Genomic DNA, 4,124 nt, shown 5'->3' with positions numbered 1-4,124 from the left:
GGCCGAGGCGGCCGCCGGGTTCCCGACCCTCTACCGGGTCGGCCTGCCGGCCTTGCGGCGCGCGCGGGCTCTCCGCCCCAGCGATGCGAACGCCGCCCGGGTCGGCTGCTGCCTCGCGCTGGTCGCGGCGCTCGAAGACACCAACCTGCTCCACCGCGGCGGGGAGGGCGGCTACCGCTTCGCCCGGGATGCCGCCGCCCGCTTCGATCGCGCGGGCGGCGTCGCGCGCGACGATTGGTTCGCGCGGGCGGCGGCGCTGCACCGCGCCTTCGTCGCCCGCCGGCTCAGCCCCGGCGGCGCGGCCGACCTCCTCGCCATGACCCTCTTCGTGGATGCCCTGGAGACGGGCCCGTGACGCTCGCGGTGCTGCTCTCCGGCCAGGGCGGCCAGGGCCCGGAGATGTTCGCGCTCACGGGCGACGCCCCGGAGGCGCGCGCGGTCTTCGAGGCCGCCCGGCCGCTCCTCGGCGGCGCCGACCCGCGCGACCTCGTCCGGACGCCCGGCGCGGACCTGCACGGGAACCGGACCGGCCAGATCCTCTGCTGCGTCGCGGGGCTCGCCGGCTGGCGGGTGATCGCCCCGGTCCTGCCCGCCCGCACGATCGTGGCCGGCTACAGCGTCGGCGACCTCGCCGCCTGGGGATGCGCCGGCCGCCTTGCCCCCGAGGCGGTTCTGCGGCTCGCCGCCGCCCGCGCCGAGGCGATGGATGCGGCCTCTGGCCCGGGCTTCGGGCTCGCCGGCATCCGCGGCGTCGCGCTCGCCCGCGTCGCGGCCCTGGCGGAGCGCCACGGCTGCCACCTCGCCATCCGCAACGCGCCCGACAGCGCCGTGGTCGGCGGCCCGCGCGACGCCCTCGACGCGCTCCGGGCCGAGACGCTGGCGGCCGGGGCGCAGCGCGCCGTGCTGCTCGATGTCCGCACCCCCTCGCACACGCCGCTGCTCGCCGCAGCGGGCGCGCGGTTCCGGGACGGCCTCGCGGCCGAGACCCTGGAGCGGCCGGGGCCCGGCGCGCCGCGTCTCGTCGCCAGCCTCGACGGATCGGCCGTGTTCGACGCCCGTGCGGGCCTCGACAAGCTCGCGCGGCAGATCTCAGAGACGATCGACTGGGCGGCCTGCCTCACCGCGGCCCGCGAGTTCGGCGCCGAGGCGGTGCTCGAACTCGGCCCCGGCCACGCGCTCGCCACCATGGCGCGGGACGCCCTGCCGGAGGCGCGCGTGCACGCGCTCGCTGATTTCCGCTCGGCCGGGGGCGTGCGGGACTGGATCGCCGCGCCCCGGCATGGTTGAAGCCCGCCGGGCGTTGGGGACGGGGTGCAGGTCCGGGGATGAGCGCGGCGCGCGTGGGGGACTCGGAGCGCTCCCTGGAGATCATCCGCCGAAAGCCGGCGCGTGACGGCGGGCGGCCGCGGCTCCTGTTCGTGCACGGCATCTCGGTCGGCGCCTGGATCTGGGACGCGCACGTGCTGCCCTGGTTCGCCGAGGCCGGGTTCGAGGCCTGCGCCCTCAGCCTGCGCGGGCACGGCGAGAGCTGGGGCCGCGACCGCCTCGCGACGTGGCGGCTCGCCGACTACACGGACGACCTCGACCGGGCCGCCCGCGGCCTCGGCGGCCCGCTCGTGGTGGTCGGCCACTCGCTCGGCGGCGCGGTCGTCCAGAACTGGGTCCGCGCCGGCGGCCGGCCGCTCGGCATGGCCCTGCTGGCCTCCGTGCCCCCCTGGGGGCTCGCGCCCTCGGCCCTGCGCATGGGCCTCCTGACGCCGGACCTGTTTCGCGCGGTGCTGGCGATGAGCCTGCACGGGGCGCGGGCCGCGGACCCCGCGATCCTGCGCGCGGGCCTGTTCTCGGACGACGTGGATGCGGCGAGCTTCCGGCGCTTCGTGGCGCGGGTCGGCGAGGAGTCCCGGCTGGTCGGCCCCGAGCTGCAGGGCTGGCCGCCCTTCGCGCCGCTGCCCTGGCAGGCGCCCCGCAGCTTCGTGCTGGGCGGGGCCGACGACCGCTTCATCCCGGCCGACGAGGTCTGGCGCACGGGCGCCTATTACGGCTGCCGCCCCCACATCGTGCCGCGCCTCGCCCACGCGCTGATGCTGGAGCCGCGCCGGGAGGAGGCCATGGTGCCCTTGCGCGACTGGCTGCACACGCTGCCGCGGACCTGAGGCCGGCTCAGGTGCGGAAGGTCCCGGATCACCGAGGTCGGGACCGTCGGCGGGTCCGGGGCGGAGCCCCGGAGGATGCCGGGCCTCAGGCCGGCTTGGGCAGGCGCACCTTGAGCTGGTCGATCACCCAGCGCCAGCGCCCGTCCGGCCCGCAGCGCGCCACCTCGACCGAGAGGGCGCCGTTCGGCAGGGTGGCGAAGGTCAGCGCCAGGTCCCCGTTGCGGACCGGCGGGAGCACGGTCGCGGCCGGGAACTCGGAGCGGCGCGCCAGCAGGTCCGTGTAGAAGCGCTCGATCTCCGCGTGGCCCGTCGCCGCGACGTCGCCGGCCGCCAGCACCGCCTCCGGCTCGTAGAGCGCGACGAGGCCCGCGACGTCGCCCGCGTTGGCGCGCTGGTTGAACAAACCCGCGAGCTCTTCCGGCGCCCCGGCGCCCGATCCTGCCTGCTGCATGGTCGTGTCTCCCTCAATCGGCTGCGTCTTCACCGAAGCCCGTCGCGTGCAGGCGTGTTCCCTCCCGGTCGCTGACCGAGACGGCGACCGGGATGCCGGCCTTCACGCTCTCGGAGACGGTGCAGAAGCGCTCGAACTGCGCGAGCACCCGGTCGATCCGGTCGAGGGTGCGCGCCTCCGTCCCGAGGGTGATCGCGACGTCGATGCCCACGATCCGCAGGCGTCCTTCCGCGTTGCGGGCGATCCGGCAGCGAGCCCGCGTCTCCAATCCTCCGGCCTCCTGCCGGAACTTGCCCAGCGCGAAGACGAGGCTCGCCGAGAGGCAGTTCGCGACGCCCGCGACCAGAAGCTGCTCCGGGCAGGGCCCTTCACCGCGGCCGACCGGCTCGGCCTCGTCCACCGTCAGGGCCGGGAGCGCCGCCCCGAAATCCAGCTCGAACCGGTAGGCCGAGACCTGACGCAGCGTGATGCCGGGTCCTTCTTCCATGGCAGCTTCCCGTCCTCGCATGTTGTGGGATACAGTCCACCAACGAAGCGCCTGCCGCAAGGCGGCGCGGTGCCGTCGCGCGCATGGTGCATTGCGACAAGATCTCGTGAAGTAACCGCGGCCGTTCCGGGCGGAATTACAAAACCCGGTCAGTCTTACATCGGTCCCGCCGGCCCTGCCTTGACCGCCCGGACCATTCTGGCATACCACATTCCAATTGGACGGCGCGATGCAACGGCTCCGCACCGGTCCGAGAGCGGCCCGCATCCCGGAGAGAGGCGTGGCATGGACCGTCGCACCGGCGGCGGTCCCGGCTGGCGCCTCCGCTGCGGCCCGCACGCGAGAGGTTCGGTCGGGCGTGGAGACGCGCCCGACCCACACGACAGAGGCACGCGACAGCGGAGGCGGAATGAGCCGCGACGTCGATTACGCACAGGTCGTGGCGGCTTCCGGGGACGCGGTCGTCGTCTCGGATGCCGACGGCGTCATCACGGTCTGGAGCCCGGCCGCGGAGCGGATCTTCGGGTTCCCGGAGGCCGAGGCGCTCGGTCAGACGCTCGACCTGATCACCCCGGAGCGCCACCGGCGCCGGCACTGGACCGGCTACGCTGAGACCATGCGGACGGGCGTGACGCGCTACGGCAGCGAGGTGCTGCGCGTGCCGGCCCTGCACAGGGACGGCCGTCCGCTCTCCATCGCCTTCACGGTCGGCCTGATGAAGGAGGCCGACGGTGAGGTGACCGGCATCGTCGCGGTGATCCGCGACGACACCGCCCGCTGGGAGGAGGAGCGCAAGCTCCGTCGCCGCCTGGCGGAACTCGAACCGGTCCCCGCCTGAGGGGCCGGCCTGACAGGGCACGACACGAACGCGGACGGAGCCGCCCGGTACGATTCGGAGCACCAAGACTTCGATAAATCTAAGCTTTCGTCGTCAAGCACTCGACATACAATCGCTAGGGAGACGCTTCAGATGAGCAAGCCGCTCGAGGGGATCAAGATCATCGACTTCACGCACGTCCAGGCGGGTCCCGCC

General features: G+C 74.7%; 6 protein-coding genes. 4 read left to right on the top strand and 2 right to left on the bottom strand.

The annotated features are described in order from the left end of the window. The 3 genes from AX737_RS10015 to AX737_RS10005 form a co-directional block, all read left to right on the top strand. Positions 1 to 355: triphosphoribosyl-dephospho-CoA synthase (locus AX737_RS10015; RefSeq protein WP_197430525.1), on the top strand; the 355-nt coding region annotated here is incomplete at its 5' end. Further along, a complete protein-coding gene (locus AX737_RS10010; protein WP_066921009.1) occupies positions 352 to 1,287 on the top strand; it encodes an acyltransferase domain-containing protein in 936 nt (311 codons plus the stop codon). The genes AX737_RS10015 and AX737_RS10010, both read left to right, overlap by 4 nt. Before the next feature lie 38 nt (positions 1,288 to 1,325). Further along, a complete protein-coding gene (locus AX737_RS10005) occupies positions 1,326 to 2,153 on the top strand; it encodes an alpha/beta fold hydrolase (protein ID WP_066921007.1) in 828 nt (275 codons plus the stop codon). A gap of 85 nt (positions 2,154 to 2,238) precedes the next feature. Here the strand turns inward: AX737_RS10005 and AX737_RS10000 are convergent, their stop codons facing one another. Next, the gene (locus tag AX737_RS10000; protein WP_066921005.1) at positions 2,239 to 2,604 is read right to left on the bottom strand and encodes a nuclear transport factor 2 family protein; all 366 of its coding nucleotides are present in this window, start codon (positions 2,602 to 2,604) and stop codon (positions 2,239 to 2,241) included. Between the two features lie 13 nt (positions 2,605 to 2,617). Beyond that, complete coding sequence (locus AX737_RS09995) at positions 2,618 to 3,091, bottom strand: OsmC family protein (RefSeq protein WP_066921003.1); 474 nt, start codon at positions 3,089 to 3,091, stop codon at positions 2,618 to 2,620. A 409-nt stretch (positions 3,092 to 3,500) separates the two neighbouring features. On the opposite strand from AX737_RS09995, the gene AX737_RS09990 reads away from it, so the two are divergent. Beyond that, positions 3,501 to 3,929: a PAS domain-containing protein gene (locus AX737_RS09990; RefSeq protein ID WP_066921001.1), complete on the top strand. Its 429-nt coding sequence runs from the start codon at positions 3,501 to 3,503 to the stop codon at positions 3,927 to 3,929. Positions 3,930 to 4,124: the final 195 nt, after the last annotated feature.

It is taken from the genome of Methylobacterium sp. CCH5-D2 (genome assembly GCF_001556475.1).
Classification (GTDB): domain Bacteria; phylum Pseudomonadota; class Alphaproteobacteria; order Rhizobiales; family Beijerinckiaceae; genus Methylobacterium; species Methylobacterium hispanicum.
Note: the sequence above shows the minus strand (reverse complement) of the source record. Positions and strands in the feature narration are given on the sequence as shown.